At 48.9% G+C, this 24,735-nt stretch carries 34 protein-coding genes and 1 tRNA gene; 17 read left to right on the forward strand and 18 right to left on the reverse strand.

What is annotated here, in order from left to right; translation table 11 throughout:
* Positions 1-132 precede the first annotated feature (132 nt).
* The 10 genes from tca_RS06255 to hpt form a co-directional block, all read right to left on the reverse strand.
* Positions 133-822 carry a DNA replication complex GINS family protein gene (locus tag tca_RS06255; protein ID WP_115891927.1) on the reverse strand — a complete coding sequence of 230 codons (690 nt, stop codon included), beginning with the start codon at positions 820-822 and terminating at the stop codon, positions 133-135.
* A 20-nt stretch (positions 823-842) separates the two neighbouring features.
* The gene (gene pcn, locus tca_RS06260; protein ID WP_010876925.1) at positions 843-1,577 is read right to left on the reverse strand and encodes a proliferating cell nuclear antigen (pcna); all 735 of its coding nucleotides are present in this window, start codon (positions 1,575-1,577) and stop codon (positions 843-845) included.
* A 51-nt stretch (positions 1,578-1,628) separates the two neighbouring features.
* A complete protein-coding gene (locus tca_RS06265; RefSeq protein ID WP_010876926.1) occupies positions 1,629-2,036 on the reverse strand; it encodes a hypothetical protein in 408 nt (135 codons plus the stop codon).
* Positions 2,037-2,050: 14 nt separating this feature from the next.
* Positions 2,051-2,365, reverse strand: coding sequence for a transcription factor S (locus tag tca_RS06270; RefSeq protein ID WP_048061022.1), 315 nt, complete (start codon positions 2,363-2,365; stop codon positions 2,051-2,053).
* A 148-nt stretch (positions 2,366-2,513) separates the two neighbouring features.
* Positions 2,514-2,921, reverse strand: a complete 408-nt coding sequence (locus tag tca_RS06275; protein ID WP_010876928.1) for an NUDIX hydrolase — start codon at positions 2,919-2,921, stop codon at positions 2,514-2,516.
* A gap of 28 nt (positions 2,922-2,949) precedes the next feature.
* The gene (locus tag tca_RS06280; RefSeq protein WP_048061023.1) at positions 2,950-3,549 is read right to left on the reverse strand and encodes a DUF99 family protein; all 600 of its coding nucleotides are present in this window, start codon (positions 3,547-3,549) and stop codon (positions 2,950-2,952) included.
* Between the two features lie 11 nt (positions 3,550-3,560).
* Positions 3,561-3,818: a DNA-directed RNA polymerase subunit L gene (locus tca_RS06285; protein ID WP_269889653.1), complete on the reverse strand. Its 258-nt coding sequence runs from the start codon at positions 3,816-3,818 to the stop codon at positions 3,561-3,563.
* A 20-nt stretch (positions 3,819-3,838) separates the two neighbouring features.
* A complete protein-coding gene (locus tca_RS06290; protein ID WP_010876931.1) occupies positions 3,839-4,408 on the reverse strand; it encodes an exosome complex RNA-binding protein Csl4 in 570 nt (189 codons plus the stop codon).
* A 232-nt stretch (positions 4,409-4,640) separates the two neighbouring features.
* Positions 4,641-5,633 carry a diphthamide biosynthesis enzyme Dph2 gene (gene dph2, locus tca_RS06295; RefSeq protein WP_010876932.1) on the reverse strand — a complete coding sequence of 331 codons (993 nt, stop codon included), beginning with the start codon at positions 5,631-5,633 and terminating at the stop codon, positions 4,641-4,643.
* Positions 5,634-6,215, reverse strand: a complete 582-nt coding sequence (hpt, locus tag tca_RS06300) for a hypoxanthine/guanine phosphoribosyltransferase (RefSeq protein WP_048061024.1) — start codon at positions 6,213-6,215, stop codon at positions 5,634-5,636. It abuts the gene before it with no gap.
* A 200-nt stretch (positions 6,216-6,415) separates the two neighbouring features.
* On the opposite strand from hpt, the gene tca_RS06305 reads away from it, so the two are divergent.
* From tca_RS06305 to tca_RS06365, 13 genes are all read left to right on the forward strand, one after another.
* A complete protein-coding gene (locus tca_RS06305) occupies positions 6,416-7,744 on the forward strand; it encodes a signal recognition particle protein Srp54 (protein WP_286708715.1) in 1,329 nt (442 codons plus the stop codon).
* A 31-nt stretch (positions 7,745-7,775) separates the two neighbouring features.
* Complete coding sequence (locus tca_RS06310) at positions 7,776-8,996, forward strand: tRNA pseudouridine(54/55) synthase Pus10 (protein ID WP_286708716.1); 1,221 nt, start codon at positions 7,776-7,778, stop codon at positions 8,994-8,996.
* A gap of 171 nt (positions 8,997-9,167) precedes the next feature.
* Positions 9,168-9,458: a 50S ribosomal protein L21e gene (locus tca_RS06315; protein WP_010876936.1), complete on the forward strand. Its 291-nt coding sequence runs from the start codon at positions 9,168-9,170 to the stop codon at positions 9,456-9,458.
* 5 nt (positions 9,459-9,463) lie between these two features.
* Entirely contained in the window at positions 9,464-9,805 is a 342-nt protein-coding gene (locus tca_RS06320) for an RNA polymerase Rpb4 family protein (protein WP_048061025.1), read from the forward strand.
* 40 nt (positions 9,806-9,845) lie between these two features.
* Complete coding sequence (locus tag tca_RS06325) at positions 9,846-10,427, forward strand: DUF655 domain-containing protein (RefSeq protein WP_010876938.1); 582 nt, start codon at positions 9,846-9,848, stop codon at positions 10,425-10,427.
* A 30-nt stretch (positions 10,428-10,457) separates the two neighbouring features.
* Positions 10,458-11,279 (forward strand): 16S rRNA (adenine(1518)-N(6)/adenine(1519)-N(6))-dimethyltransferase RsmA, encoded by an 822-nt coding sequence (rsmA, locus tag tca_RS06330; protein ID WP_010876939.1) that lies wholly within the window; start codon positions 10,458-10,460, stop codon positions 11,277-11,279.
* A 65-nt stretch (positions 11,280-11,344) separates the two neighbouring features.
* A complete protein-coding gene (locus tca_RS06335) occupies positions 11,345-11,782 on the forward strand; it encodes a hypothetical protein (protein ID WP_010876940.1) in 438 nt (145 codons plus the stop codon).
* Entirely contained in the window at positions 11,779-11,988 is a 210-nt protein-coding gene (locus tag tca_RS06340; RefSeq protein WP_010876941.1) for a helix-turn-helix transcriptional regulator, read from the forward strand. Before tca_RS06335 ends, tca_RS06340 begins: the two co-directional genes overlap by 4 nt.
* A gap of 2 nt (positions 11,989-11,990) precedes the next feature.
* A complete protein-coding gene (locus tca_RS06345) occupies positions 11,991-12,575 on the forward strand; it encodes a HemK2/MTQ2 family protein methyltransferase (protein ID WP_286709241.1) in 585 nt (194 codons plus the stop codon).
* A gap of 200 nt (positions 12,576-12,775) precedes the next feature.
* Positions 12,776-13,756 (forward strand): C39 family peptidase, encoded by a 981-nt coding sequence (locus tca_RS06350; protein WP_245942729.1) that lies wholly within the window; start codon positions 12,776-12,778, stop codon positions 13,754-13,756.
* An 82-nt stretch (positions 13,757-13,838) separates the two neighbouring features.
* Positions 13,839-14,168 carry a hypothetical protein gene (locus tca_RS06355; protein WP_286709242.1) on the forward strand — a complete coding sequence of 110 codons (330 nt, stop codon included), beginning with the start codon at positions 13,839-13,841 and terminating at the stop codon, positions 14,166-14,168.
* A 27-nt stretch (positions 14,169-14,195) separates the two neighbouring features.
* The gene (locus tca_RS06360; protein ID WP_010876945.1) at positions 14,196-14,765 is read left to right on the forward strand and encodes a cysteine peptidase family C39 domain-containing protein; all 570 of its coding nucleotides are present in this window, start codon (positions 14,196-14,198) and stop codon (positions 14,763-14,765) included.
* A 37-nt stretch (positions 14,766-14,802) separates the two neighbouring features.
* Positions 14,803-15,147: a hypothetical protein gene (locus tca_RS06365; protein WP_286708717.1), complete on the forward strand. Its 345-nt coding sequence runs from the start codon at positions 14,803-14,805 to the stop codon at positions 15,145-15,147.
* A 984-nt stretch (positions 15,148-16,131) separates the two neighbouring features.
* On the opposite strand, the gene dapF is transcribed toward tca_RS06365, so the two are convergent.
* The gene (gene dapF / locus tca_RS06370; RefSeq protein ID WP_010876947.1) at positions 16,132-17,001 is read right to left on the reverse strand and encodes a diaminopimelate epimerase; all 870 of its coding nucleotides are present in this window, start codon (positions 16,999-17,001) and stop codon (positions 16,132-16,134) included.
* A gap of 5 nt (positions 17,002-17,006) precedes the next feature.
* Positions 17,007-18,293: a diaminopimelate decarboxylase gene (gene lysA / locus tca_RS06375; protein ID WP_286708718.1), complete on the reverse strand. Its 1,287-nt coding sequence runs from the start codon at positions 18,291-18,293 to the stop codon at positions 17,007-17,009.
* 73 nt (positions 18,294-18,366) lie between these two features.
* Between lysA and tca_RS06380 the strand changes: the two genes are divergently transcribed.
* Positions 18,367-18,759, forward strand: a complete 393-nt coding sequence (locus tag tca_RS06380; protein ID WP_010876949.1) for an NUDIX domain-containing protein — start codon at positions 18,367-18,369, stop codon at positions 18,757-18,759.
* A 15-nt stretch (positions 18,760-18,774) separates the two neighbouring features.
* Here the strand turns inward: tca_RS06380 and tca_RS06385 are convergent, their stop codons facing one another.
* Positions 18,775-19,947, reverse strand: coding sequence for an acetylornithine transaminase (locus tca_RS06385; protein WP_048175869.1), 1,173 nt, complete (start codon positions 19,945-19,947; stop codon positions 18,775-18,777).
* Positions 19,948-20,028: 81 nt separating this feature from the next.
* Between tca_RS06385 and tca_RS06390 the strand changes: the two genes are divergently transcribed.
* Entirely contained in the window at positions 20,029-20,454 is a 426-nt protein-coding gene (locus tag tca_RS06390) for a peptidylprolyl isomerase (RefSeq protein ID WP_010876951.1), read from the forward strand.
* Between the two features lie 14 nt (positions 20,455-20,468).
* On the opposite strand, the gene tca_RS06395 is transcribed toward tca_RS06390, so the two are convergent.
* Genes tca_RS06395 through hisF form a run of 4 tightly spaced genes read right to left on the reverse strand, consistent with a single transcriptional unit; the run spans position 20,469 to position 23,303 of the window.
* Complete coding sequence (locus tca_RS06395; protein ID WP_010876952.1) at positions 20,469-20,975, reverse strand: GAF domain-containing protein; 507 nt, start codon at positions 20,973-20,975, stop codon at positions 20,469-20,471.
* The gene (locus tca_RS06400; protein WP_286708719.1) at positions 20,965-21,474 is read right to left on the reverse strand and encodes a hypothetical protein; all 510 of its coding nucleotides are present in this window, start codon (positions 21,472-21,474) and stop codon (positions 20,965-20,967) included. Before tca_RS06400 ends, tca_RS06395 begins: the two co-directional genes overlap by 11 nt.
* 46 nt (positions 21,475-21,520) lie before the next feature.
* On the reverse strand, positions 21,521-22,459 hold the full coding sequence (locus tca_RS06405) for a DNA glycosylase (RefSeq protein WP_286708720.1): 939 nt from the start codon (positions 22,457-22,459) through the stop codon (positions 21,521-21,523).
* A gap of 19 nt (positions 22,460-22,478) precedes the next feature.
* A complete protein-coding gene (hisF, locus tag tca_RS06410; protein WP_286709243.1) occupies positions 22,479-23,303 on the reverse strand; it encodes an imidazole glycerol phosphate synthase subunit HisF in 825 nt (274 codons plus the stop codon).
* A gap of 202 nt (positions 23,304-23,505) precedes the next feature.
* Between hisF and tca_RS06415 the strand changes: the two genes are divergently transcribed.
* Positions 23,506-23,581: transfer RNA gene (locus tca_RS06415), tRNA-Arg, on the forward strand.
* An 81-nt stretch (positions 23,582-23,662) separates the two neighbouring features.
* On the opposite strand, the gene tca_RS06420 is transcribed toward tca_RS06415, so the two are convergent.
* Positions 23,663-24,178, reverse strand: coding sequence for an FmdE family protein (locus tca_RS06420; RefSeq protein ID WP_286708721.1), 516 nt, complete (start codon positions 24,176-24,178; stop codon positions 23,663-23,665).
* A 184-nt stretch (positions 24,179-24,362) separates the two neighbouring features.
* On the opposite strand from tca_RS06420, the gene tca_RS06425 reads away from it, so the two are divergent.
* Positions 24,363-24,704, forward strand: coding sequence for a hypothetical protein (locus tca_RS06425; RefSeq protein WP_286708722.1), 342 nt, complete (start codon positions 24,363-24,365; stop codon positions 24,702-24,704).
* The last annotated feature ends 31 nt before the right edge of the window (positions 24,705-24,735 follow it).

The raw sequence follows: 24,735 nt of genomic DNA on the forward strand, positions 1-24,735 counted from the left end.
CTTTGTATGTGACACCACCTGGTGGTTCACTGAACCTTAAACTGCTAATCCGTGTTGATCCATCAGTTTCATTGCAGGGTACCTGATCCTCAGAGAACAGGAGAGCAGTCTAACCATTTTAAAGCCTGCTGCCTATGAATACCTTATCCTCCGACCCTTCTTTGCATTTATGAAGACGTTTGCATTCAGTGATGGGAGCGTGACTATGTCCTGCGGCCGGAATGGACCGTATACCTTTTCATCCACACCCATTATTCTGGCAGGTACCTCCTCAAATATCAGTACGGTTTCAATATCCTCCTCCCGCCCTTTAACCCCTTTATCGGTTTTTACGGATGTTGAAGGACCAGTAAGAGCTTCAGGACCATCCAGAACGTCCTTCCGGGGGGCATCATGTTTCGCCCCTGAATCCCTGGTGCTGGATTCAACATCTATTGAGGGGATTATCCTCGCCCTGAATTCCCTCAGGGTTTCTACCAGTGAAAAGTAGAGCTCCTCCTCCTCTGGTGTCATGTTGAGGGGGGTTGTATCCTGGAGGTCGAACTGTGGCCTGCCATTGAAGAGGTGATATGACCTCTGGACGTTCATGACGGCACTATCAGTTATCTTGTGCTCCCTTCTCTCGCAGATCTCCGTGGCTATCCTCTGGGTGTCCCTTATGAGGTAGTGTTCCTTGGCGAAGGGGTCATTGCCAACGGCGTCAAGGAGGTCCTCTATGTAACTATGAACCCTCTCATAGAAGTCATCCCCCACCCTTGCAAGGCCGCTTTCAGATCTCTCCTTTTTCTGAATCCTCCTCAGTTTCTGAAAGAATTCGTCCAACCCCATTCCTCACCTTTAAGTTATTCCTCTGCCTCTATTCTTGGAGCAAGGAGGAAGCTGAGTTCACCCTCTTTGCTTGCCATTTTCAGGGTCAGCTTGAGGGGCATGTCATCTCCCAGGTTGATTATTGCTGTCTCACTGAACTTGTCTGCCTTGAGCATCTCCTTGATCTTATCAAGGGAGTATATGCTCCTTGCAGGTTTATCTATCCTTTCGCCGTGGAGGTATTCAATCTGGGCGTCTCCAAATTCTCCCTCAGCTGAGGCTATGAAACGGTCCTCATCCACACGGAAGGTTATCTTATCTGAGAATATGTCTATGTCAGCTATTGAGTCCTTGAGGAGCTGGAATGGCACCTCGAACTCATTCTCATACTCAATTTCAGGAGGACTTGGGGTTTCATATTCGATGTCGATAAGCCTTATCTTGAATGTCCTTACTGCTTCCCCTTCAAACTGGATTATCAGGTTTCCCTCGTCGGTTGAGAGTATGACCCTGTCATTTGCCTTTGCCCTCTTGAGGACCTTCATGAGTTCCTCTGTGTCCACGTTGATCCTCTCTGGTTCATCACAGACGTACTCATCGAAAAGCTCGGCCTTCAGTTCGAGGTGCACGTATGTGATGTGGGACCTGTCAAGGGCGTCCAGGCGCAGGCCTTCGGCGCTAAGCTGTATCTGAACCTCGTCAACGATGGATGATATGGCATCGAAGCTCGTCCTTAAAATGTTAGGGTCATTCAATTCTGCCTTGAACATTTTCGTCCTCCTTATCCTATATAGCTAGATATTGGGGTCATGATTTATATACTATTCCTCTTCTTCTTTCTCTTCCCCTCTTTCAGCCTTCTTCACCTGTTTATAGAACCCCTCAAGGGGTGTGCCCCCTATGATGCTATGGACCATGAAGGCCCCCACCAGCAGGAGACCCGTGAGGATGAGGAATGCTGCGATGACCGTGTTCTCGCCTGAGACCACATTGTCAACAACACGGTCAGATGACCCCATTATGGTGACGATACCTGTCAGCAAAAGCATGACACCAAGTACCATTGCACTGTACCTCAGTATATCGTCACGGTGTTCCATTATGAGGGTCACCGGAAAGCCGTGCTCTGATTCATCCTCCTGTAACTCCTCCCATACCCGGGCAAGGAAACCCCTGAGCCTTTCTGAATACCTGCCTTTCTTACCATCATCGGGGCCTTCATCAGACATCTGCTCACCATTTTTCAGTCATATTCCCTCCAGGTGTGCTTGCAGCGGGTACATCTGAAGAACCGTGTCTCTGATTCATCAGCCCTCCTTGTCTGCTGCAGCCACCAGAAGGCCTCCATGTTACCACATTTCGGGCATTCAACCCTCGTTGTTGGGAGGGTATTTACATCATCACCTGTGAATATTATGGTCTCCTTTGCCTCAACTTCCTCTGAGACGCGGTACTTGTCTTTGAGCTTATCTGTGATATCCTTCTCATAGCCACACTGACACTTAAATTTTCCCTCGGATGGAAACATTACAGCTCCGCACTTAGGACAAAACTCCATCTTCTTCCTCCTGGTCAGAGAAACTGAAACCTTTTTGATTTCTAAAGTTTTTCTACAAGGACATTTATAATAATTTTGATTGTGACTGAAGGTCATGATATGCTGCAGAATGATTTTTTAGTGGAACACGGGTGCATTCCTCATCAATCTATTCCCGGTATCTGCTCCTGAAATCCTCCAGAATCTTCCGGTGGTCAAATGCGAGTTCAAGATCATCTATATCCTCGATGTGGAATATTCCAATGTCTGCAGCGTCTGAACCGGCCTCCGGTTCACCGGACACTACCCTCGCGGTGAAGCATACGCTCACGGTGTGCCCGCGGGGATCCCTCCGGGGGTCGGAGTAGACCCCGAGGAGGTCCTTGATTTCAACATCAAGGCCTGTCTCCTCGAGGGCCTCCCTCCTTGCTGCATCCTCAACAGTTTCACCGTATTCCACAAATCCTCCAGGTATGGCCCAGGAACCCCTGTAGGGTGATCTGCCCCTCCGTATGAGGATTATTCTATCCCCTGATAACCTTATGATAACGTCCACCGTGAGCATGGGTGTCTTCAAACCAGACTCCTCCTGCAGGCATCTATTTCTAGGCGCTGCCCCTGGACTCTCCTAACGTGACTCCTGAGGCAATTATGTGGGCCGCCCTCAGTGGTTCTGGAATTGAGCTGCGGGTCGTTGATATCCTGACAATCTCTGCGGCGTCATCAGGTTCAATGCCTGCAGTCTGGATGTAGAGGGGTTCCCTGGATTCAACCCTGTGGATTCTACCGGCCCTCTCTATGCTGCGCCACCTTGCCTTCCAGTCAGAAAATCTGTGCTTGAGCGCCCTCTTTATTCTTTCCATATCTGGATGTTTCCTTACAACCACTATAACGGGAAGGCCGGTCCTCTCTGATAATTCCACTATGTCCACAACATTGAAGCCCCCGAAGGTCAGCCCATCAAGCATTATGACCCTCAGCTGGTTGAGGTGCCTTGATCCATTCACCATCTCGATGATCCGCTCTGTGGCATCGTCACCGTCCACCCTCACCGTGGTTGTGAGGACGCCGTCGAGCCACTGCCCGCCCCTGAATACGGTGCCGACCAGAAGCACATCCTCCTCACTTCTGGGGGTGAATGGAGCATCATCTATGCCAAGAATCCTTATCTCAGATTTTATCTGCCTGAAATTATGGTTCTCCATGGAAAAATAGTTCACAGGGACTCTATGAGGCCCCTGAATTCATCACATCTATCCCTCAGGGTTTCGGCTGCTGCCTTGAGTGATTTTTTCGGGCTTCCTGCCCTGATATATAGCTGTGGTTCCCCCACTATTGGGTGGTCTATCGAGTATGCTGCTGCCTTAACCTTTTCATCCTCCATGAGGATGCTTCTTAATACATTGCAGAGGGTGTGTGTTTCTCCCTCGAATACTATCTCCATCTCATTTCTCTTATCCAGAATGACTTCCATTAGAATTACCCCTTAAGTGATTAACCTTCATAATTCACTGATAGCTTCCTTTTTTCCCGGTTTTCACAGTTCGGGCACCTGACCTCGTCCCTGCCGTTCACTTCCATGAAGTGCCTGCAGCGGGTGCACATTGCCTTGATAACCCCAAGGTCACGGCCTGATGTCTGTAGATCTATGCCATCGAGGCCCATGATCTTTGTGACCCTTGCCTCCACGATGTCCCCTATCCTGAAGGCGTCTGTTAGCTTTGAAAGGTAGCCCTTCCTTGCCTGTGAAACGTGGACTCCTCCAACGAAGTATGTTGCAAGGGCTCTCCTGTTGCCCTTGATGCTGTGTATCCTCACAAGGGCCCGCTGACCCCTTACATCAATGACCTCTCCAATGACCCTTGAACCCCTTTTAAGTGTTGGTGGTGTGTTCAGCTTTGATATTACCTTTATGCTCTTATTCCGGTCATCCCTTGAAACCTCTCCAACGACAAGGGATTTTATCTTACCATCCTCATCGTAGGTCCCCTCAGAGGGGAGGACCTCTTCGCTTACAGCCAAAAAATCTCCGGGAAAAACCATATCCCCAGATTTAACTTTCATCCATTCACCTCTTCAAGGTAAAAACAATGCTTACCTTACAGTGATCTATGGTTAGATCTGATTATATATATGCTTTTGCATGCGACCTTCAAAGATCGATTACTCCATTCCTCCAAATCTCACTACAAAAACCATACTGCACATCTGTCCACTGATTACCATGCCTCTGAATACCATGCATGAGAGCCAGCCGCACACTGGCCTATCTGTAGATACCACACCAGATAAAGGGTTATCCGTGTATTATCTCATCCAGTGTGTAGTCGTCCCAGCTTCTCTCTCCCAGAACTATCTCCAGTTCAGATGGGTTCAGGAGTGGTCTATCGTAGAGCTGTGAGTCATCTATGGCTATCCTAGGACACGCAGTTACCACGAAGGCCTCAAGTTCCCTGAAGGGGAGGAGTGCAGCCGGTGATATGTTCTCAGCGAGAAGTATGAGGGCCTCCCTTCCAGCCTCCTCAAGTTTTTTCTTAACCATGAGGGCAAGCTCAAACCTCATCTGTCCAGCCTTTGATGAGACCACCACCCCCCACCTGCTGGCATCCGATGCCCTGCTTATCCTCGCAAATCTCACCCTCAGGACCCTGTCTGCGAATTCCTCAATGTCCCTCACCTCACCATGATATGGGTCAGCCACCACAACCTCGCGTCCGGTGAAGAGTTTTATCCCGAGGGGGTGGAAGTTCCCGCTTCCAAGGAAAAGGTAGGCATCTGCATCGGTGCCCCTGATGGCTGAGAAATTGCATCCCAGGACCTGGCCCCTGGCTGTGTTAACACCCTCCCCTGTGACGACCTCAAAGCCCCTCTCCTCAAGGAGAGACCTTGCCTGGTCAAGCAGGTGGAGGTGCTGTGCTGTTGTTGCAATTCCAATCCTCCTGTGACCGGACAGTCTGTCAGCAGCCTCCCTGATGACTTCACCTACCTCAACTGAGGATGCGGCCTCTATGAATATCACAGGGACCTCATAGTCAAGGGGGAGTGGTGTGTGTCCATAGTGGACTATGAGGTCAACCATGTCCCTCATTTTTCTATCTGAAACATCACATGCCCCGAAGCATGGGTCTGCGGATATCACGGCAGTTGCGCCTGTTTCTGATTCTATCTGCTCTGCAAGTTCAACTGCCCTCATTTTAAGTCCCTCAGGGAACTGAAGGCCCACGACCCCTGCATTACGTTTCCTTATCTCCCCGATGACCCTTTCAGTTTCAAGCCTGTAGAGTGACATTTAATCATGCGGCCCCCCGGCAGGGATATCCTCAACCTTAACTCTGCCATCGATAACATCAACCTTCACGAGGCTCTTCACAGTGAAACCTGTTCTTTCCCTCACGACCCTGGATCCCTCACCCTTATCTATGACTGTTATAACATCCCTGACATCAACATCCATCTCCCTGAGGGCCTCCAGGACCGCCAGGAGGGTCCCTCCAGTGCTCACAACGTCGTCAATGACAACGACCCTGTCTCCACTATCAACACCATTTATGTAGAGTTCCCCTTCACTGTATCCTGTCATCTGATGGACGGCAACCTCGCCGGGAAGGCCGTACCTTCTCTTCCTCACCACGACGAAGGGTATTCCGGTCTTCAGTGATAGAACCGTTGCATGGTGTATGCCCATGGCCTCTATGCAGATTATCTTATCCGCTTCAGGTCTGAACCTCCTCACTATCTCCTCTGCAACCTCCTCCAGGAGTTCGGGTTCGGTGAGGGGTATGCCATCGGTTACAGGGTTTACAAAGTAGTCATACTCTCCCTTCTTAATCACAGGTGAATTTCTGAGGCTTTCCTTGAGTTTATCAAGCATTTCGATCACGCATCGGGATTGTTGAAAATTGAATTCATTATCTAGATATGATTGAGGATCTTAATATAGGTAATATAGGTCCTCAAAGGATCTGCCGCCCACCACCTGTGACCTTTATATGGCGCAGCCCATCCACCACTCTTAATATATAAGGTGATCCCAACAATAGTTAATGATTATCCATCACTGCAGGTGAAACCATGCTTGGGAATCTGGGCAGAAGTCTCAGTAAAACTATGAAAAAGCTGGCAGGGATGACAATTGTTGATGAGGAGGTCGTCAGGGAGGTCATAAAGGATATACAGAGGGCCCTGATCCAGTCCGATGTCAACATAAAACTTGTATTCAACCTGTCAAAGTCAATTGAGGAACGGGCACTCAACGAGGAACCCCCTAAGGGGATAACGCCAAAGGAGCACATCATAAGCATAGTGTACGATGAGATGGTCAAACTCCTGGGTGAGAAGAGCCATGAACTTGTCATAGATGATAAACCGTACCGCATACTCTTCCTTGGACTCCAGGGTAGCGGTAAAACAACAACCATAGGTAAACTTGCAAGGTACCTCCGCAAGAAGGGTTTCACTGTTGGGGTGGTCTGTACAGACACCTGGCGCCCTGCGGCCCTTGAGCAGCTGAAACAGTATACCGAGGGACAGGACGTGAGCATATACGGCGACCCCCAGAACAGGGACGCCCTGGACCTTGCAGAGAAGGGACTTGCCCGGTTCCAGAAGAAGGACGTTATCATATTCGATACGGCCGGAAGACACAAGGAGGAGAAGGACCTCCTCAGGGAGATGGAGGAACTTTCAGCCATTGTGGAGCCCCATGAGGCCATACTTGTAATCGACGGAACCATAGGCCAGCAGGCAAGGGAACAGGCCCTCGCATTCAGAAAAGCCACAGATATAGGTTCAATAATTGTGACCAAGCTCGATGGTTCAGCCAAGGGTGGTGGGGCCCTCTCGGCCGTTGCAGAGATAGGTGCTCCCATAAAGTTCATAGGTACCGGTGAGAGGATAGATGACCTGGAGGTCTTCGATCCCGAAAGGTTCATATCACGTCTCCTCGGTATGGGGGACCTCAGAAGTCTCCTCGAGAAGGTTGAAGAGGTTTCAGAGGAGGAGATTGCAGAGGAATCCATCGACGCAATACTCTCAGGTAAGTTCACCCTCAGGGATATGAGGGTGCAGTTTGAGATGATGGGTAAGATGGGGCCCCTCCAGCAGGTTATGAGTATGCTGCCTGGTGCCGGGAAACTCCCAAAGGACGCCAGCAAGATGACCGAGGAGACCATAAGGAAGTACCTCATAATAATGGACTCCATGACAGAGGAGGAACTGGAAAAACCAGACATCATAAAACACTCAAGAATACGCAGGATAGCCCGGGGTTCAGGGACACGCAATGAGGACGTTAAGGAGCTCCTGAAGTACTACAGGGTCACCAAAAAGGCCATGAAGGGACTTGGAAGGAGAAAGATGGGCGGACCCATGGGCCAGCTCATGAGGCAGTTCATGAGATAGCATCCTGAAGGGCAGAGATCAGGGGATAACCATGGATGTTCAGCAGAGACTGGGAGGACTGCTTGAAATCACAGAGTCCAGAATATGTCTGCAATGCCTTGGCAGGCACTTTATTGATTTGGTTGAAGGGCCAGGGAACCGTCTGAGGGGTGAGAAGCTCCAGAAGGAATTCTCGCTGAAACTATCCGGGCCATGCATGATATGCGGTGACGTCTTTGACAGGATTGATGAGGCCGCAGGGATGGTTAAGGAGAGGGTGGATGAACTTGGCCTTGAATACTCTTCGGTACTTGTGGGTACAAGGTTGCCCCCCGAAATGGTGGAACTTGATGATGAGATCAGAAAGCGCCTCGGAATCCAGACTGAGGGGCTTAAAAGGGATCTCAACCGTGAACTTGGTAAGAGGGTTGTCAAACTGCTGGGCTGCAGCGCAGAATTTGAGGACCCCGACCTCGTGGTGATGGTGGACTTCAGGGGGGACATCAGGGTCTGGATCCAGATAAACCCCCTCTTCCTTGAGGGGAGGTACCGCAAGCTGGTGAGGGGAATACCCCAGACCCGCTGGCCCTGCAGGAAGTGCAGGGGGAGGGGCTGTGAGAGGTGCAATTACACCGGTAAGATGTATCCCACGTCTGTGGAGGAGCTCATAGCCGGGCCCATCCTGGAGGCCAGCCAGGGACGTGATGCAAGGTTCCATGGCTCAGGCAGGGAGGATGTGGACGTCCGGATGCTCGGGACAGGGAGACCCTTTGTCCTGGAGATAAGGGAACCCCGGGTGAGGAACCTGGACCCTGAATCCCTTGAGGAGGAGGTGAACCGCAGGGCCCAGGGCATGGTTGAGGTTGAGGGCCTCAGATTCTCCACAAGGAAGAGGAAGGTTGAACTGAAGGACTCATCCCAGAGCAGGTACAAGGTTTACCGGGCCCTGGTTGAACTGGATGGAGACGTTACTGATGAGGACCTTGAGAGACTCGGGTCACTTGACATCATAAAACAGCGGACCCCTGTGAGAGTTTCCCACCGCAGGGCTGACAGGGTCAGAGAGAGGAGAGTCCTGGAAATATCATGGAACTTGCTGGATGGTTGCCTTGAGTTGATAATAAAGGGTGAGGGCGGCCTCTACATAAAGGAGCTTATTTCAGGGGATTCGGGACGTACAGAACCAAGTGTGAGCAGTGTTCTGGGGGTCCCTGCAAGGTGCGTGGCCCTTGATGTCCTTGAGGTCGGTGATGAACCATCAGAAAAAGATTAAGCAGATGATCGAAAAAATAAAACACTGCGTCCCATGCAGAATAGCCATGATAAGGAAAAATATATATTAATGGAGATATTAAATAGAGAACTTATAAGTTTAGATATCTGATTCTTGTAAAGTTTTAGTGACTGTTACAAGCCATTGAAGGCTTTTTATGGAGGTTAAAGAATGAGAAGATCAAGAGGTTTCAGAAGTAAAACAAGACACAAGCTTCAGAAGGTTAAAAGGCCAGGCAGGTCCAACCCCATAACAAGGAAGATCCAGAGCTTCAATGAGGGTGACCTTGTACACATCATCATCGACCCTAGCATTCACAGGGGCCAGCCACACCCGCGTTTCCATGGTAAAACCGGTCGAGTTGTGGGGATGATGGGTAAATCCTATGTTGTTGCCCTGAAGGATGGTAACAAGGATAAACAGCTTGTTGTGAGGCCAGAGCACCTTCAGATGCAAGAGTGATTCCCATGATCGGGAAAAAGGTTCTGGAAAGTGAACCTGTTTCTATGGCAGAGGTTAAGGAAATCCTTGAAAAATTTGGGGAAGACCATGAACTCACATACGAGCAGAACCTTGTCCTTGACCATGTAACCCGTTTTTCAAGGCTTGACCCTGAAAAGAGCAGGGAGCTGGTGGAGGAACTGATGGACATCCCCAACATCAAAAGGAGGCATGCTGTTAAAATTGCAGATATAATGCCGGTGGACATATCCGACCTCCGTTTAATCTTTGCCAAGGAGAGGGTTCCCATAAAGGCTGATGACCTTCCAGGCATACTCGAGGTAATAGATAAATACCGGGTCGAATAAAAATAATATCTGACCTGAAAAAAGTAGAGTATGTGATTTCATGGAAGAATACGCTATCATACTGGATTACCTTCCACTTGGTTACATGAGCGAAGGGTTCGGTACATTCAAGAAGAGGCCTGTTGCCCAGGCACTGGGTAAGGATGAGTTCACCCTCCTGGAGTTAACACCAAGACCGGACGTGGACCTTGAAATCCACGAGGAGGTCTACATCGGTAAGGGTAAAAGGGACAAGATCGCCCGTATAAACAGGAGGCTCCGTCACAATGAACTCACAGCCACCGCCAGGGTTGAGCTGCCCTACGTCGTTGAGGAGATAATAAAATCAAATGAGGACCGGTTTGTAAAGTTCTTCAACGAGGCTGGACCCATAAGTACCAGGCTTCACCAGCTTGAACTTCTTCCAGGAATCGGTAAAAAGCACATGTGGGATATCCTCAAGGCCCGTGAGGAGAAGCCCTTTGAAAGTTTCGAGGACATAAAGAACAGGGTCCCCATGTTATCAGACCCTGTTAAACTCATCGTCAGGAGGGTCCTCATGGAACTGGATGTTGAGGGCGCCAAACGGGGAAAACGTAAGTACAACATATTCACAAGACCGCCCCAGAAGAGGAGGGGCTGATCCTTCAATTTAAATTTAGAATCTATTTTTATGTCAGGGCTCTACACCGAGACAAGGGAGGTGCTGAGGAAGTATGGTGTGAGGCTTAGAAGGAGCCTCGGCCAGAACTACCTCATAGATGAGGTCAAAAGGCAGCGCATACTTGAATACGCTGACCTCAGGGAAGATGACAGGGTCCTTGAGATAGGACCGGGTATAGGGACCCTCACACTTCCAATGGCAGAACTTGCTGGTCATGTCACCGCAATTGAGAGTGATCCCCTCATTGCAGCTATCCTGATGGACAGGCTTCAGGTGGATAACGTTGATGTGATAGTCGGTGATGCCCTCAGGGTTGATTTTCCAGAATTCAACAAGGTCGTATCCAACCTGCCCTACCAGATCTCCTCCCCCATAACCTTCAGGCTTCTGGAGCATGACTTTGAACTCGCTGTTCTCATGTACCAGAAGGAATTTGCAAGGAGAATGGTTGCAGAGCCGGGTACAAGGGAGTACTCAAGACTGTCGGTCATGGTGCACTTCCTTGCAGAGGTTGAAATAGTTGACTACCTCAAACCGGGCTGTTTCTTCCCCCGTCCCAGGGTTGAATCTGCGGTTGTAACCCTTAAACCTACGGGTTTCAGGGCCCCGGCATTCCTAGAGGATGTATGCCGTGCACTCTTCCAGCACAGGAAGAAGAAAACCTCAAAATCCCTCAGAGAATCATTCCATGAAATAAGGACTGATCTGAGCTTTAATGAAGTTCTGAGGGGTCTTCCACCAGAAATACTGGAGAAGAGGGTCTTTCAGCTGAGACCAGAGGATATACTTGAAATAGCAGAGCATATAGAGGATCTCTCAGGTTCTTCCTGAGCTGGGCCTTCATCAGCACATCCCTGAGAAAACTATAAGTATTATGTAAACTATTTTTTACATAGGTGATTGTTTTGATAATAGCAAGACCCCAGTGGTTCGGTAGAAGAAAGTACGGTGGCTGGGGAGTCTCAATAAAAACCTGGCAGGGCGCAGTATACCTTGCATGCGTATTCCTGCTGCTCGTCGGGATCCAGCTACTTCCCCTCAACACCACCACAAGGATGTATGTGACAGGTGCCTGGCTTGCATTCATGTTCCTGGACATGTTTGATGTTATGTGGAAGGTGAAAAGGGATGAAAGGGAGTACCTCCATGAGGCCATAGCAGAAAGAAACGCCGCATGGGCCATGATGCCAGTGCTTGTAATTGGAGTGTTCATAGAACTCATCTCAAGTTCCCTGCAGGGAAAGCCCCACGTCGACCCCTTCATTTTACTTGCACTCCTTGCAGGTGTCCTTGCAAAATCCGTGACAAACTACCGGCTGGAGAGGGAGAATTGAGGACACTAATAAGGGAACACAGGAAGGAACTCGGATTAACCCAGGAGGAACTCGCAGAGAGGGTTGGGGTAACAAGGCAGACCATAATAGCCCTTGAGAAGGGACGTTACAGCCCCTCCCTCATCCTTGCCCACAGGATCGCAAGGGCCCTGGGAAGGGAGCATATCGAGGATATCTTCATCCTTGATGAGGACGGTGCAAAATGAAAATGATAAGATACGGTGAAATTAAAATAAAGACCTGCGAAAACGTCTATGAACCAGCAGAGGACACCTTCCTCCTTGCAGATAACCTGGATGTCAGGGAGGGTGATCGTGTCCTTGAAATAGGTACAGGAACAGGACTTGTTGCCATAAGAGCATCAGAGAAGGGAGATGTGACTGCAACCGATGTGAATCCCGCCGCAGTTAAGTGCACGCAGGAGAATGCCATTATCAATGGAGTTGAACTCAGGGTCCTGCAGGGGGACCTCTTTGACCCGGTTGAGGGCGAAAAATTTGACGTCATCCTCTTCAACACACCCTACCTTCCAGCCACCGGGGATGATGCCACAGGGGATGTCCTGGACCTCGCCTGGAATGGGGGCCCCGACGGCAGGATGGTTATAGACAGGTTCCTTGATGAGGTCCAGGCACACCTGAAACCTGGGGGGAGGGTCCAGCTGGTGCAGTCCTCCCTCTCCGATACAGAGAAGACCCTCCAGAAACTGGCAGATATGGGCTTTGATGCGTCGGTTACTGCAAGTGAGAGGTACTTCTTTGAGGAGATAGTCCTGATAACAGCCAGGATTTAATAAAAAATTTTATAAGCACCATGAGCTGGTGTGTCATGTTTTTCCAGTTTTTTTAATCTCCCATCGATTTATGGCGAGTCCCCCGTTTATATACCTACTATGAAATTTTACTGTCGCCTCAAGTAATATGCTGTAGCTGATCCGTAATATATATATATGAGTTTTTTGTATAGAATTATTATAAGTTAATGGGGGTGTCCATGGTGAGAGGTTTTTATGTCCTGTTCCTGGTCGTGCTCCTCCTCGCGGTGTCTGTTAACTCTTCAGCCGCTGCAGACAACTCCACACTGGACGACACGGCCTGCGCAGACAACTGTACAGTCCTTGAAGCACAGGGGGATGATGTAACGGGTGCACTGACCCATAATGTTACAGTGGATTCTGAGGGTGTGGTCCTCCAGACAAGGAACTACACCTGCGGACCCGCAGCACTCGCCACCGTCCTCCAGAGACTCGGAGTGAACACCACAGAGGATGAACTCGCAGGCCTTGCCGGAACAACCGAAGACGGGACCACCATGCAGGGCCTCCTGGAAGCCAGCAGGGCCAAGGGAATGAACGCAACCGGCATGAAACTAAACATATCTGAACTCAAAGAAAACATGATCGCCTATACCATCAATGACGGCACCGGACACTACACCGTAATAAACGGAATCACCAATGACACGGTCAAACTCGCAGATCCAAGCCTCGGGAACATCGAAATGAATATAGAAGAGTTCACTGAGATCTACAGCGGATATGCACTGGTTATAAATGATCCTAATAATCCAAGACAGGTCAACGGAACCACAGAACAAACAAATAATCAAACAGATCAAAGCAACGAGAACACCTCATCAGAAACCATAAATAACCTGACAGATACCACCTCTGATGTGCAGGCAGACAACAGAACTCTGACTGATGAGGAAATGCAGAACATTAAAGGTAAAAAATGGAGGCATAAACATTGGCATCCATGGAAGTGGCGGTGTTCTTATCATTGGCATGGTTGGTATCCTGTGCGTGTCCGTGCCTATTATGGATTCCATATAGTCTCTTATACAGCCCAAATGGTGCGCTGTGCTTGTACGCTGGATGCTGATGGCTTTGACTATTATTATGCTCGCTGTAAGACCTATGGTGATCGCTATATGGATTGGTATCGGCGCGTGGGATATAGGTATGCGGCATGAAGAAATTAAGTGTGGAATATGAGTATCATTCGGAGGTATGTGAAAAATGAAACGGGCATATGTCCTGCTAATTGGTTTGTCAATGCTTCTCATCTCCTTGATAGTACCATTCCCTCTAGCATTGTCCTTTGTTATCCTGGCAGGATTATTTATCGCACATTTCAGTAAGATGGAAGAAAAAGAGGTTAACATGATTATAACAGCCACGGTATCTTTATTCATAGGATTACTGGGAGGATTACTTGGATCGATGATTCACCACAATATTTCATCAACCTGGACACTACTATCTGCTCATGGGGGACTCTTTTTAATAGCCTTAATTGGATACTTTTTCATGGTCCTAATACTGATGACATTAGGATCCATGATAGACAAGGTTATATCGAAAGCTAGATCAAAATCCCTTTGAGTTTCCGCAGACCCCACCACAACATCAATGACACCAGAAGATACCATCAATGACGGCACCGGACACTACACCGTAATAAACGGAATCACCAATGACACGGTCAAACTCGCAGATCCAAGCCTCGGGAACATCGAAATGAATATAGAAGAGTTCGCTGAGATCTACAGCGGATATGCACTGGTTATAAATGATCCCAATAATCCACAGGTCAACGGAACCACAGAACAAACAAATAATCAAACAGATCAAAGCAACGAGAACACCTCATCAGAAACCATAAATAACCTGACAGATACCGCCTCTGCTGTGAAGGCAGACAACAGAACTCTGACTGATGAGGAAATGAAGAACATTAAAGGTAAAAACTGGAAGTACAGGTTAAATCAAAGGTTAAAGAGACAGGGAAGATGGAAAAGAAATGCATGGTACAACCGAAGCTTTAACTGGTGGAGAGTCTACTATGGAGGTGCCTGGGTCTGTGTAGCACCAGGTTACACAAATCATCCCGTGGGTAAGCTTTTTGGTTTCTTAGGGACAGTTTATCTAGGCACCGTGGGAACAGCGCATCTTAACGAGGGGTGGTGGACATATACCTGACATTTAATTTTATTTTTATGAAATAGGAGGAGTATCCATGGATATAAGTGAAAAACATGAAAAAAGAATAATGTTACTCCTGTCTGCAGTCTTTTTTGGGATTTTTTTATACATAGAATTTAATTTTTCCCAATACTCAGAGTTAAGATTATTAATGTTCCTGTTAATTGTACTAACTCTTTATGGATATGCGAGACTTCAAAGTATCTATGATACCCCCGCAAGAAGATTAAAACTTTTGTTTTACACAATAGTTCTGGCTTTATTATTTTATATAGTAATACTAACCCGGCAGCCAGCGTTACTAAGAAATACCATGACTATAGTGACTATAGCGGCGTTAATTCTACTTGCATTTGATAAAAAAGAGAAGGTGAAATAGCCAACATAATAGTTATCGACAGATGAGACTAACCCTAACTAAATGAAAGTGTTGAAGTTGCAGATCCAAGGAAAAAGATAGACAATTAACACCCCCACAATTTCCAAGAGATTTACAGGCTACACTACTGTAATCAACCAAGAAACAGATGACATTCCGGCCGTGGACAGCGCAGCTCAAACCAGCACTTAAAACAACCCTAACCAAAGAGAAAATGCAGAACATCAAGGGTAAAGGTGAAGGTTATTCCTTCAAGATCGAAGTTTTTTCACTCTTTGTCTTGGGTGTTTCCTTGGTCTTACATTCATCTTATACGTGACATTAAGAAGAGAGTTCCGAAAGCAGGAGACATCGGTTTGTTCATAGCAAACATCTCATGCTCTTTTAAGTATTCCGCAAACACATCTAATTGTCTGCTCTGCATGCTAGATTGGATATAGATATGCAGCATAAACTTTTATGGGGTTCATTTTATTCCACATATATTAAAACTAGGCGTGGGTGAAGGAAGATGCGGGTTTGTGTGTCATCCTGAACAGTCTTACTTTCCTTAGGGGAGATATTTAATGTATTCCTTAGAGCTGTTTGATGCTCTTTCCCTTTGTGGCTTGTCATAGCCGGCTATTTTATTGCACGTTTCAGCGAAAAAATAGAAAAGACATGGTAATAGTGGCTATGGTATGTCTTTCACTGCATGAGTAGATTACTCATAGCACTAATAATAAATATCCCCTCTTAAAAAGCTTTTCGAGACAAAAACCGCTGAAAAATTGAAGTGTTATTAAGATGCACAATATTATAACCCAACTTTAGGAAAGGAACCAGACATCACGGATGCTCTCACATGGAACAGTGAGAGACGCATGTTACCCCGACCCAGAAATCAAACAATATTGGAGATCCCCAAGTGGATCCCCTGATAAAACCAGGCCCCTACCATTTTTCAAGGATTTGAAAAATGAATTATAGGACCTTTTAAACCGTTTATGGATCACGGAGCAGTATACCATCAAATACCATGACGGCATCGCCCTCCATGTAGGCCCCTAGTTCTGTGCCGTCCTGGTAGACGTCTATTTTAAGTTCCCCTCCTGGAAGGTGCACCAGGACACTGTCATCCAGTTTTTCAAGTTTAACACCCGCAATTACACTGGCTGTGGCCCCGGTGCCGCAGGCCATTGTGGGTCCAGCACCCCTCTCCCAGGTCACCATGATTATCTCAGAGGGGCTCACGACCTCAACAAAGTGGACATTTATCCTCTCAGGAAAGAGGGGATGGTTCTCTATTGCCGGTCCAAGCCTGTCAAGGTCCACGCCCTCCGCATCATCAACGAATATTATGGCGTGTGGATTCCCGACGCTTAGTGCTGTGAGCTTAATGTCCTCACCCTCCACAGGCAGGAACCTGTCTATGAACTCGTATTCCTCAACATCCATGGGTATCTGGTCTGTTTTGAATGTTGCGGTGCCCATATCAACCCTTGATGAGACCACTGCACCATCCTCGACCTCCAGTTCCACGGTCTTGATACCTGCGAGGGTTTCCACCTCCAGTCTCCTCTTCCTCACTATGGCATTGTCATATACAAACTTTGAGAAGCACCTTATACCGTTTCCGCACATCTCTGCCTCGCTTCCATCAGCATTGAATATCCTGAAGCGGATATCCCCTTCGCCGGATGCAGGCTGGACAAATATAACACCATCCGCACCCACAGAGAATCCCCTGGTGCATACCTCCCTTACAAACTCTGGCTTCTTATCCTCAGGTATGCACTCCTGGGCGCTCTCATCTATAACCACATAGTCGTTTCCAAGCCCATGCATCTTGGAAAAGAGTATCATCCTCGTCATCAGATCTACCTCTTCAGAAGTCTTGCAGGTACATTCTGTCCCCTCAGGAGGTCAGAGAAGGTCTCCCTCTCCCTGACAACATCAACCTTGCCTTCCCTCACAAGGACCTCAGCGGGTCTTGGCCTGGAGTTGTACTGGGAGGACATTGAGAAGGAGTAGGCCCCTGCGTTCATGATGGCAAGGACATCGCCCTCATTAATTTCAGGGAGCTGCCTGTCCCTTGCAAAGAGATCCCCTGATTCACACACGTTTCCAGCCACATCCATCTTCTCAGATGGTTCATCCAGGGGTCTTTCAGCCACGAGTATGTGGTGGTAGGATCCATACATGGCAGGTCTCAGGAGGGTGTTGAAGCCTGCGTCAACACCTGCAAATTTTCTGTAGCTCTCCTTTATGGTGTTGACCCTTGTGAGGAGGTAGGATGCATCCCCAACTATGTACCTTCCAGGCTCCAGGCACATCATGGGTCTTCCAAGACCGTACTCTGAGAGTTTATCCTTGAAGAGTCCTGTTATCTTTGATGCGAATTCATCAATGTCCAGTGGTTCCTCTTCAGGCGTGTATGGTATTCCAAGTCCGCCTCCAAAGTCTATGAACTCAAATTCAACCCCTGTGGCCTCATGAACCCTGCCGGCTATGTCCATCAGGGTTTCAACGGCCAGCATGAATGGCTCAGGGTCCAGTATACCTGAGCCTATGTGGGCGTGTATCCCCACTGGCTCAAATCCAAGGTCCATGGCCATCCTGTAGACCTCAGGTGCCTCTCTCTCCATTACACCGAACTTGCTCATCTCTCCGCCGGTGATGCAGTGCTCATGGTGCCCTGCCCCCACCAGGGGGTTCACCCTGAAGGATATCCTGAGACCCTCAGGGGCGATCTCTGAAAGCCGCAGGAGCTGTGACCTTGAATCCACATTGATCCTGACACCTGAATCTAGGGCAAACTGCAGTTCATCGTCCCTGACGTTGTTACCGGTGTAAAGTATCCTGTCAGGGTCAAAGCCTGCCATGAGAGCTGTGTAGATCTCTCCAGGAGATACAGCGTCAATTCCGCTCCCCTCCTCCTCCAGTATCCTCATGACCGCAAGGTTGGTGTTGGCCTTGCATGCATAGAATACCTGGAACCGCGAGTATTCACCTGAGAATGCCCTGTGGAGCCTCCGGTAGTTCTCCCTTATCCTCATCTCATCGATGACATAGAGTGGGGTGCCGTATTCATCTGCCAGTTCCACTGCATCTGCACCGCCAATCAGAAGATGTCCTTTATCGTTAACCTCAATATCAGGAAACATTAGTGTTGATCCTCCCTAAAGTTTAATCAAATCTTTATCCAAATGACAATATAAGTCCTTAGGGTGTGAAGATATGAAGCCGTTTATTCCAGTTGTAAGGGCCCTTATAAGGGGCGAGGATGGTGTTCTAATGCTCAGGAGGTCCCGGGAATCGTCCACAAATCCATCACTCTGGGAGCTCCCGGGTGGTAAGGTGAGGGCAGGGGAAACACTTGATGAGGCCCTTTCAAGGGAGGTCCGTGAGGAGACGGGCCTCAGGATAACACCTCTACACCTGCTGGGTGCATATGAGCAGGTGTTCCCCCATAAGGTCTCGGTGAACATAATATTCTCTGTGGAGGTCCGTGGGGGCGCCCTTGAGCTGAGCATGGAGCATGAGGACTTCTGCTGGTTCAGGTCAGGGGTACTTGAATTTTCTCCCTGGCTGAGTGAATTCAAAGGTGATAGGCCAGACCTCTTCAGGTGAGAGAAGCTGGAGCTATCAGAGATCTGAGATCACATGACCCAGTACATCCACAGCCGCATCAATCTCCTCCTTCTTTATTACCAGGGGCGGGACAATCCTTATGACCTTGCCGGCCGTGCAGTTTATCAGCACCCCCATCTCCCTTGCAGCGTCAACCACCCCTGCACATTCACCATCGATCTCAATTCCGATCATGAGGCCGACACCGCGTATGTCCCTGACGGCATCACATCCATGGAGGACCTGCCTCAGCCTTCCAAGGAAGTAGGAACCCATCTTAGCTGCCCTCTCAGGTAGCTTCTCGTCCATCAGAACTTCGATGGTGGCTATGGCTGCAGCACATCCCAGGGGGTTTCCCCCGAAGGTGGATCCATGGTCACCCGGTTCAAATGCCATGGCAACCCTCTCATTTGCAAGCACAGCTCCTATTGGATACCCGCCACCCATGGCCTTTGCCACGGTAGTTATATCTGGCTCTACACCGAATAGCTGGGATGCGAACATTGCTCCGGTTCTTCCAAATCCTGTCTGGACCTCATCGAGGATCAGGAGCACGTCATTCTGCCTTGCAAGTTCCTGGACATCCCTCAGATAACCCTCTGGTGGAATTATGACTCCACCCTCCCCCTGTACCGGTTCCAGAATTATGGCTGCAGTTTCATCACCTACCGCATCCGCCATTGCCCCGATGTCGCCGTAGGGGACATGTTTAAAACCCTCTGGTAGTGGCCTGAAGGGTTCACTGTACTTCTTCTGGCCAGTCGCAGTTACCGTTGCAAGTGTCCTCCCGTGGAAGGAGTTCTCAGCAGCTATTATCTCAGATTTGCCCGTGAATTTCCTTGCAAGTTTTATGGCTCCCTCATTGGCCTCTGCACCGCTGTTTGCAAAGAAAACCCTGTCGTGGGGGGATATGGCCGTTAGAAGCTTTGCGAGTTCAACCTGCTCCCGGGTATAGTAGATGTTGGATGAATGTATGAGCCTCTGTGCCTGGTGGCAGATTGCCAGGGCGACCTTTGGGTGGGCGTGGCCGATGCTGTTAACAGCGACCCCGGCAAAGCAGTCTATGTAGGAGTTGCCCTCGATGTCCCACACAGTTGCCCCCTTCCCATGGGACAGTACAATGGGCTGCCGGGTATATGTCTGCATGATGAATTTCCTTTCAAGTTCAATTATTTCCTCTGAATCCATGATATCACCAAAAATTTATATGGGGACCTGTATTAATGTTGAACCTAAACTGATAATAAATATTTATGTTGAGGTGGTTAAATGAAAAGTGCTGTCATTGAAACCGTTAAGGGCGATATAGAACTGATCCTCTTTGAGGAGGACGCCCCGAACACGGTTGCGAATTTTGAAAAACTTTCAAACAGTGGATTCTATGATGGACTCACCTTCCACAGGGTCATACCTGACTTCGTGATCCAGGGAGGGTGTCCTGTGGGTGATGGGACAGGCGGCCCCGGTTACACAATAAAGTGCGAGATAAACCCGAACAGGCACGTTAAGGGGGCCCTGTCCATGGCACATGCAGGGAGAGATACCGGGGGCAGCCAGTTCTTCATAACACTATCTCCCCAGCCCCATCTCGATGGCGTCCACACCGTCTTCGGAAAGGTTGTGAGGGGTATGGATGTTGTTGAATCCATAGAGAGGGGAGACCGGATGCTCAGGGTCAGGGTCTACGACGAATGAATCGTTCCCTGATATCACTCCAGGGGTATCTCACCCCTCCAGAACCTTCTGAGGACCCCGGCATAGTGCCCCGCAATTTCCTCAGCTATTCTCAGGTGTGTCTCATCGTAGTTCTCTGGTGGATCACCTGCGACTATCTGGCCGAGTATCCCCTCCGAATCCTTAACAGCGACTGAGAGGAACTTTGAAACCTTCCTGTGGCCATCGGGTATTCCATGGGCTGCAGGATGCCCGGCAGGGTTGTTGGTGAAGAATGACTCCCCGGTGTCCAGGGAGTAGCCGAGGAGCCCCCCGTATTTACCGCTGGATGGCAGCTTAAAGCGTGCCTCACCCATCTCCTCGTAGTGTCTGCAGTACTCTGTGAGATGGGAGAATTTTATGCCGACACTATCCCCGTTTTCGGGGTCAACATAGGCAACGTAGCAGTACCTGCTCCCGGTCATCCTCTTTATTTCATCAAAAACAATATCTGATGCTTCCCTTACTGATGCTGCAGACTCAATCCTTTCCTTAAGATCCATTCCCATTCCTCCAGTTCATCAGCTCCCTGTAGAGTTGGTGCCGGGGCCCTATCCTCCCAAGGACCCTCCCCTCAATTTCATGGAGGGGGTGTTCTCCATGGTCTGTTATGAGCCTTACCCCCGCAAGTTTTTTAACCCTGAGGACACGGGACCCCACCAGGACCTCATGGCCTATTTTAATCCCGGATACACTGTCCACCACAACCAGGTACTCCCCGCGCCTCCTGATTATCCTCAGATCCCCGGTGCACTCCCTTTCCCTCATCCTTAGAAGTACACGGTCGAACTGATCCCTCCCCAGGGTCTCCATCAGGTGCGCCCTGAGTTCATCCTCAAGGGCTGAGCGGAGCCTCATCCAGGCATCTGCCTCACGGCACCCTATATTCTCCCTTGTCGACCTCTGGGGGCACTTCCAGCAGTACTTTTCATCAAGGACCCTCCGAAGATCCTCAAAGGATTTCCTTGTGTATACCTTGAATCTGGCAATTATATTCTTCATCTGGACTCACCGGTATGTAATGACCCACCAGATCAGGATCAATGTGTTATCCTGTGCCCTGCCTGAGCCTATCAAGTAGCCCCGATTTTCTGGCATGGTTGAAGAGGTAGAGCTGCACATAGCCGGCCATCTCCCCGTACTCCCTCCGTGCGAATTCCACCATCGACCTGTCATTGAAGTTCCTGCCAGGGTGGATGTGGTTCATGATCCTCCTGATCCATACATCAACAGGGAAGGCCTCTGTCTTCCTGAAACCATAGAGGAGTATGCAGTCAGCGACCTTGGGACCCACACCCGGGAGTTCAAGGAGGAGCTCCCTTGCATCGTCATAGTCCATCCCATCGATCCTCCTGATATCCATCTCCTCTGCGAGTATCCTCGATGTCTCCCGGATGTAGGGCGCCCTGTAGCCGACGCCACAGGATCTGAGGTCATTGAACCTGAAGTCTGAGGGGAGGTTATCCTCGGCCCTCTGCAGGTCCTCAAGGGAGTCCTCAGCCACGCCTGCCAGGACATGTGGGGAGGGGAATGTGTGGAAGGTCTCGCCATTGAAGGTGTGGGCCTGGCCCCAGAGCCTCCTTATGTCCTCTATGGACCTTGTCCATCTCACAACCGAACAGTTGGCTGATGCTATTGAGGATATCACACACTCAAATGGGTCCTTTGCAAGGAACAGCCGCAGCCCCCTCGATGAATCCAGGGTGTATGATAAGTTTTTATCCTCCAGGAATGTGTAGAAATCTTCAATATCAAATTTCAGGTCGAATATGTATTCAATCTTCTCCCTGAGAGTTTTCTGAGGTACATCCACGTAGGGTCTGACCCTGAGCACCCCTGCCTCATTCCTGACCTCAACCGGACAGGGTACCCCCTCGATGATGAGAAGTTCCCTGAAGGCCCCCTCAACCTCCCTCCAGGGTGGCTGGGAGGTCTGTCCACTCCTCTGGGTCATCTCAAGGTCAAAGTCCCCCACGGGTATCCTCATTTCCCTCCCCCTCTGCTGACTACAATCTTATGGGAACTCCCCTTGATCTGAGGTACTCCTTCACTGCAGGGACAGGGTATTCATTGAAGTGGAATATGCTTGCAGCAAGTGCAGCGTCTGCCTTACCATCTGTGAATGCCTCATAGATGTGTTCAGGTTCCCCTACACCCCCTGATGCGATCACAGGTATGTCAAGGTTCTCGCTCATGGTCCTTGTGAGGGGAATGTCGTAGCCCATCTTTGTACCGTCACGGTCCATTGATGTGAGGAGAATTTCACCTGCACCTCTATCCTGGCATTCCATTGCCCATTTCACCGCGTCAATACCTGTGAATTCTCTTCCACCATAGATGCTGCACTCGTACCAGCAGTATCCATCATCAACCTCTATTATGAACCTTTCATCTGATTCACGGGGGTTTTCGATGTATCTCCTCTTGGCATCTATTGCCACTACGCATGCCTGGGACCCGACGAGGTCTGATGCCTCATTGATGAGTTCAGGGTTCTTTATTGCGGCTGTATTGGTGGAGCACTTGTCTGCCCCCGCCTTAAGCATCTTAACATAGTCCTCTGGCTTCCTTATACCCCCACCGACACATATGGGTACGAAGACGTTCTCTGTGGTGGCCTCTATCACATGGGTCATGGTCTCCCGTCTCTCATGTGATGCTGTTATGTCGAGGAAGACTATCTCATCGGCACCATCCTCATAGTACCTTGTTGCAAGTTCAACAGGGTCCCCTGCGTATCTTATCTGTTTGAATTCAACTCCCTTCACGACCCGGCCATTTGGAACCTGGAGGTCACAGTCAAGACATGGTATTATCCTCTTTGCAAGCATTTCAATCGCCATCAACAACTCTGAGGTGTCTGAATCTACAGTAAAACATATTCCTTCTCATTTGAAATAACCCGGAAGACATATTTATTAATTAAGAGGCATTTAGTATAAAGCTGTCTGCTGTCCCCTGAGTCTGGTCTTCGGCTGACACGTTGATGAGAAAATATTTAAATGGTTAACTTTAAATAGAGATGTGTGTAGGGGGCCCGTAGTCTAGCCTGGAATATGACGTGGGACTTCGGATCCCAAGGTCGGGGGTTCAAATCCCCCCGGGTCCGCTTTTTTATTAACTGCTTTTTATTAACCTTCAAAGCACGGAATACAAACCATCCTACCATTCTTTACTCTTGAAAGATTTATTAACCTTCAAAGCACGGAATACAAACCATCCTACCATTCTTTACTCGTGCACGGTGCTCTGAGACGGGTTCACCGCACTCTGCGCATATGATGGACCCATATATCCTTGCCTCCTCTGGAGGTTTCTCTGAAACATCCCTGACCTCAAAGAGGTCATTTGGATCCATTTCAAGTATCTTCTCTGTCAGTTCAGCCCTGTCCGTAACCCCGAGTTCCTTCATGAGCTGATCCATTGGTTTTTTAAGTGATATCCTGATTCCATCGCCTGTTTTCCTGTTGAAGAATGTGTAAACATGTTTTCCGTAATCCCTGAATATCAGGTTGCCCTTTCCAAAGGTACACCCAGTCATGAACTGGATGGCGTCTATGCTGCAGCTGTCATTCTCAACAACCGCCACTATCTCCTCATCCTCTGACCTTCCAAATCTTTCAGCTACGATCTCACCGACCTTGTATCCGAGGGCAGTGCCGGCACAGGAGTGACCGTGAAATCCAACTATATCCTCATAATCCATAACTATCACCCTCCCTATCTCTGGATCACGATTCAGATATAGGTGATGGTGGTAAACCATGTTTTCATTATTACCTTTCATTTAAATCAACAAAAAAATGTAATAATATATCTTTATATTGTAAGAAGTGATTAGTTAATACGAAACAAATTAGAGGGAGGTGAAATGGATGAGGAGATTATTCATGGTTTCAGTTCTTTTCCTTCTGGCCATGCTTACGGGTTCAGTGGCAGCTGCAGACAACGCAACCTGCGAGGTTGGTGTCCTTGTCAGCTACCAGTACAGCGATGATAACGGTAGGATCAATCCGACCCTCGAAATCACGGATTCAGGTACAGGCATAGAATACAACCGGACCTACGACCCATCCAGTGGTTATACAAAGCTGATCTTCCAGCATTCAAACATAAGCGCGGCAAACCTTACACTGACTGTGAGGGCACCGGGCTACGTTACCGTCGAGAGAAGGTTAAACCTCACACCGAACCCCATGGACCCCGGGACACCGGATACTATGCAAGCATAAACCTTGTTCTAAATGCAACCGAACCATACCG

The sequence above is a fragment of the Methanothermobacter sp. EMTCatA1 genome (genome assembly GCF_002356395.1).
Taxonomy (GTDB): Archaea; Methanobacteriota; Methanobacteria; order Methanobacteriales; family Methanothermobacteraceae; genus Methanothermobacter; species Methanothermobacter thermautotrophicus.

Bases quoted from the DNA above. Each gene is read 5' to 3' on its own strand.
- pcn (WP_010876925.1), bottom strand. From the start codon at position 1,577: ATGTTCAAGGCAGAATTGAATGACCCTAACATTTTAAGGACGAGCTTC.
- tca_RS06265 (WP_010876926.1), bottom strand. From the start codon at position 2,036: ATGTCTGATGAAGGCCCCGATGATGGTAAGAAAGGCAGGTATTCAGAA.
- tca_RS06270 (WP_048061022.1), bottom strand. From the start codon at position 2,365: ATGGAGTTTTGTCCTAAGTGCGGAGCTGTAATGTTTCCATCCGAGGGA.
- tca_RS06280 (WP_048061023.1), bottom strand. From the start codon at position 3,549: ATGGAGAACCATAATTTCAGGCAGATAAAATCTGAGATAAGGATTCTT.
- tca_RS06285 (WP_269889653.1), bottom strand. From the start codon at position 3,818: ATGGAAGTCATTCTGGATAAGAGAAATGAGATGGAGATAGTATTCGAG.
- tca_RS06290 (WP_010876931.1), bottom strand. From the start codon at position 4,408: ATGAAAGTTAAATCTGGGGATATGGTTTTTCCCGGAGATTTTTTGGCT.
- dph2 (WP_010876932.1), bottom strand. From the start codon at position 5,633: ATGTCACTCTACAGGCTTGAAACTGAAAGGGTCATCGGGGAGATAAGG.
- hpt (WP_048061024.1), bottom strand. From the start codon at position 6,215: ATGCTTGATAAACTCAAGGAAAGCCTCAGAAATTCACCTGTGATTAAG.
- tca_RS06305 (WP_286708715.1), top strand. From the start codon at position 6,416: ATGCTTGGGAATCTGGGCAGAAGTCTCAGTAAAACTATGAAAAAGCTG.
- tca_RS06310 (WP_286708716.1), top strand. From the start codon at position 7,776: ATGGATGTTCAGCAGAGACTGGGAGGACTGCTTGAAATCACAGAGTCC.
- tca_RS06315 (WP_010876936.1), top strand. From the start codon at position 9,168: ATGAGAAGATCAAGAGGTTTCAGAAGTAAAACAAGACACAAGCTTCAG.
- tca_RS06320 (WP_048061025.1), top strand. From the start codon at position 9,464: ATGATCGGGAAAAAGGTTCTGGAAAGTGAACCTGTTTCTATGGCAGAG.
- tca_RS06325 (WP_010876938.1), top strand. From the start codon at position 9,846: ATGGAAGAATACGCTATCATACTGGATTACCTTCCACTTGGTTACATG.
- rsmA (WP_010876939.1), top strand. From the start codon at position 10,458: ATGTCAGGGCTCTACACCGAGACAAGGGAGGTGCTGAGGAAGTATGGT.
- tca_RS06345 (WP_286709241.1), top strand. From the start codon at position 11,991: ATGATAAGATACGGTGAAATTAAAATAAAGACCTGCGAAAACGTCTAT.
- tca_RS06350 (WP_245942729.1), top strand. From the start codon at position 12,776: ATGGTGAGAGGTTTTTATGTCCTGTTCCTGGTCGTGCTCCTCCTCGCG.
- tca_RS06355 (WP_286709242.1), top strand. From the start codon at position 13,839: ATGCTTCTCATCTCCTTGATAGTACCATTCCCTCTAGCATTGTCCTTT.
- tca_RS06360 (WP_010876945.1), top strand. From the start codon at position 14,196: ATGACACCAGAAGATACCATCAATGACGGCACCGGACACTACACCGTA.
- tca_RS06365 (WP_286708717.1), top strand. From the start codon at position 14,803: ATGGATATAAGTGAAAAACATGAAAAAAGAATAATGTTACTCCTGTCT.
- dapF (WP_010876947.1), bottom strand. From the start codon at position 17,001: ATGACGAGGATGATACTCTTTTCCAAGATGCATGGGCTTGGAAACGAC.
- lysA (WP_286708718.1), bottom strand. From the start codon at position 18,293: ATGTTTCCTGATATTGAGGTTAACGATAAAGGACATCTTCTGATTGGC.
- tca_RS06380 (WP_010876949.1), top strand. From the start codon at position 18,367: ATGAAGCCGTTTATTCCAGTTGTAAGGGCCCTTATAAGGGGCGAGGAT.
- tca_RS06385 (WP_048175869.1), bottom strand. From the start codon at position 19,947: ATGGATTCAGAGGAAATAATTGAACTTGAAAGGAAATTCATCATGCAG.
- tca_RS06390 (WP_010876951.1), top strand. From the start codon at position 20,029: ATGAAAAGTGCTGTCATTGAAACCGTTAAGGGCGATATAGAACTGATC.
- tca_RS06395 (WP_010876952.1), bottom strand. From the start codon at position 20,975: ATGGATCTTAAGGAAAGGATTGAGTCTGCAGCATCAGTAAGGGAAGCA.
- tca_RS06400 (WP_286708719.1), bottom strand. From the start codon at position 21,474: ATGAAGAATATAATTGCCAGATTCAAGGTATACACAAGGAAATCCTTT.
- tca_RS06405 (WP_286708720.1), bottom strand. From the start codon at position 22,459: ATGAGGATACCCGTGGGGGACTTTGACCTTGAGATGACCCAGAGGAGT.
- hisF (WP_286709243.1), bottom strand. From the start codon at position 23,303: ATGCTTGCAAAGAGGATAATACCATGTCTTGACTGTGACCTCCAGGTT.
- tca_RS06420 (WP_286708721.1), bottom strand. From the start codon at position 24,178: ATGGATTATGAGGATATAGTTGGATTTCACGGTCACTCCTGTGCCGGC.
- tca_RS06425 (WP_286708722.1), top strand. From the start codon at position 24,363: ATGGTTTCAGTTCTTTTCCTTCTGGCCATGCTTACGGGTTCAGTGGCA.